2 protein-coding genes and 1 pseudogene are annotated in these 2,948 nt (G+C 68.7%); all 3 read right to left on the bottom strand.

Annotated features, from left to right (window positions below; translation table 11 throughout):
* Nucleotides 1-140 precede the first annotated feature (140 nt).
* Entirely contained in the window at nt 141-1,205 is a 1,065-nt protein-coding gene (locus ACFWF2_RS33490) for a DUF5336 domain-containing protein (protein ID WP_379311488.1), read from the bottom strand.
* Nucleotides 1,206-1,402: 197 nt separating this feature from the next.
* The gene (gene sucD / locus ACFWF2_RS33485; protein WP_379311487.1) at nt 1,403-2,320 is read right to left on the bottom strand and encodes a succinate--CoA ligase subunit alpha; all 918 of its coding nucleotides are present in this window, start codon (nt 2,318-2,320) and stop codon (nt 1,403-1,405) included.
* A gap of 11 nt (nt 2,321-2,331) precedes the next feature.
* Nucleotides 2,332-2,948, bottom strand: a pseudogene (locus tag ACFWF2_RS33480) (succinate--CoA ligase subunit beta); the annotation flags it as partial.

Here is a 2,948-nt window from a genome sequence, read left to right as displayed (position 1 = left end):
CCCACAGGCACACCTGTGGGCTCGCGATCGAACCTGTGCCACGCGCGGCGGCCGTGCTTCATTTGGCATGATCGGGGCGCCCTGCGTGGTCACGCTTCGCTAGCGTGTCCCAGCGCTGACCCGATCATGCCGGCGGTTTCCTACTTGTTGTCGTCGTTCGGGCGGAACGCGGTGGTCGCGTCGGCCGACGGATCGGCGTTCTGCTCCCCACCGAACGGCTGCGGCTGACCGGGGCCCGGCTGCGGCTGCGCGGGCGAACCGGCCTGCGCGCCACCGTAGGTCGGCGCACCGAAGGGCTGGCCCGGCTGCTGGCCGCCGAAGTTCTGGGTCGCGCTCTCATCGGGACGCGGCTGCGCCTGCGGCGGGGCACCGTAGGGCGACTGCTGCTGCGGCGCACCGTACTGCTGGCCGTACGGCGACTGCTGCGGCTGACCGTAGCCCGGCTGCTGCTGGCCCGGCTGACCGTAGGACGGCTGCGGCACCGACGGCTGGCTCTGCTGGCCGTACGGCGACGGCTGCTGGGTGGGGTACTGACCGCCGGTCTGGCTCTGGCCGTATCCGGTCTGGCCGTAGGGCTGCTGGCCGGTCTGGCCGTAGCCCTGCTGCCCGTAACCCTGCTGGCCGTACTGGCCGTACTGACCCGGCTGCTGCTGGGGCTGGGCGGGTTTGGGCGCCGGCGCCTTGATGATGCCGAGCCCGAACAGCAGGCCGACGATCGCGGCGGCCGCGGTCAGCAGCGCGAACACGATCACGATGAAGGCGCCGAATTCGAGCTCGGCGCCCTCGGGCACCGAGAAGGTCAGCGCGAGCACGCCGAAGAGCCCGGCGACCGCGGTCGCCGCTGCGGCGCCGAGCAGATTCTGCTTGGGCAGCAACGACACCGCGGCGAGCAGACCGGCAACCAGGACGATGGTGAGCGAGGCCGAGCCACCGAAATACGCGAAGAAGCTGTCGGTCTCGTCGCTGGTCACCGTGGTGCCGCCGAGCGTCACCGGCTTGGCTCCGACGAACGGCAGGAAGCCGAGCAGGAAGGTCAGCACGCCGAGTCCGGCGGTCGCCGCGGTCAGAATGAACGGCAGCCCTTTGGCACCGGCATCGGCCGCGGTCGATGGTGCAGCCGCGGCGGCTCCGGTGCTCGGGCCCTGGCTGGGCGCGGCGGGTGTCGCGGGTGCGTTGTACCCGGAGCCCCCGGTCGGGTATGACATGTCGTCGTCTCCTTGTCGAGTCGTGCGCATCGGTCGCGTCGAACTGACTGGTGCTGATCCAGTACTTGACGCTACTGCACGCCACGTCCCCGGTCACCACCTACCGATCGGGCTGTGGATAACCACGCCCTGTGCAGAATCGACGAAGGCCGCCTCCGTCAAACCTGGAGGCGGCCTTCGTAGGTGATGCAAAAAGATCAGGCAGACGCGATGGACGCCTTCTCCAGGATCTCGCGCGCCAGCGCGGCGGTCGCGGACGGCGTCTTGCCGACCTTCACGCCGGCGGCCTCGAGCGCTTCCTGCTTGGCCTGCGCGGTACCGCCGCCGCTGGAGACGATGGCGCCCGCGTGGCCCATGGTCTTGCCCTCGGGGGCGGTGAAGCCGGCGACGTAACCGACGACCGGCTTGGTCACGTTGGCCTTGATGTAGGCCGCGGCCCGCTCCTCGGCGTCGCCACCGATTTCGCCGATCATGACGATGATCTTGGTCTCGGGGTCCTTCTCGAACGCCTCGATGGCGTCGATGTGGGTGGTGCCGATGACCGGGTCGCCGCCGATGCCGATCGCGGTCGAGAAACCGAAATCGCGCAGCTCGTACATCATCTGGTAGGTCAGGGTGCCCGACTTCGACACCAGGCCGATCGGGCCCTTGCCGGTGATGTTGTTCGGGGTGATGCCGACCAGCGCCTCGCCCGGGGTGATGATGCCGGGGCAGTTCGGGCCGATGATGCGGGTCTTCTCGCCCTTTTCGACGTTGTAGGCCCACGCGTAGGCGGAGTCCTGCACCGGGATGCCCTCGGTGATGACCACCAGCAGCGGGATCTCCGCGTCGATGGCCTCGACGATGGCGTCCTTGGAGAAGGCGGGCGGCACGAACGCGATGGAGGTGTCGGCGCCGGTCTTCTCCATCGCCTCGGCGACGGAAGCGAACACCGGCAGCTCGATGGTGTTGCCCGCGGCGTCGGTGTGGGTGACGGTGGTGCCGGCCTTGCGCGCGTTCACGCCGCCGACGACGTTGGTGCCCGCCTTCAGCATCAGCGCGGTGTGCTTGGTGCCCTCGCCGCCGGTGATGCCCTGGACGATGACCTTGTTGTCCTTGTTCAGGAAGATGGACATGTTCGTGTTCCTTACTTGGCTGCGGCCAGTTCGGCAGCCTTGTCGGCGCCTTCGTCCATGGTCTGGGCCAGCGTCACCAGCGGGTGGTTGGCCTCGGCGAGGATCTTGCGACCCTCGTCGACGTTGTTGCCGTCGAGACGGACGACCAGCGGCTTGGTGGCCGCGTCACCGAGGATCTCCAGCGCCTTCACGATGCCGTTGGCGACCGCGTCGCACGCGGTGATGCCACCGAACACGTTGACGAACACGCTCTTGACCTGCGCGTCGCCCAGGATGACGTCCAGACCCGCGGCCATCACGGAAGCCGAAGCGCCACCGCCGATGTCGAGGAAGTTGGCCGGCTTCACGCCGCCGTGGTTCTCACCGGCGTACGCCACGACGTCCAGGGTCGACATGACCAGGCCTGCGCCGTTGCCGATGATGCCGACCTCACCGTCGAGCTTGACGTAGTTGAGGTCGTTCTCCTTGGCCTTGAGCTCGAGCGGGTCGGTCGCGTCGACGTCGGCGAACTCGAGGTGGCCGGGCTGCCGGTACTCGGCGTTCTCGTCCAGGGTGACCTTGCCGTCGAGGGCGAGGATCTCGTCCTGCGGGGTGCGCACCAGCGGGTTGACCTCGACGAGCGTGGTGT

This window comes from Nocardia sp. NPDC060259, assembly GCF_042728775.1.
Lineage (GTDB): Bacteria > Actinomycetota > Actinomycetes > Mycobacteriales > Mycobacteriaceae > Nocardia.
The sequence above is the reverse complement of the archived record's forward strand: the minus strand, read 5'-3'. Positions and strand labels throughout refer to the sequence as shown.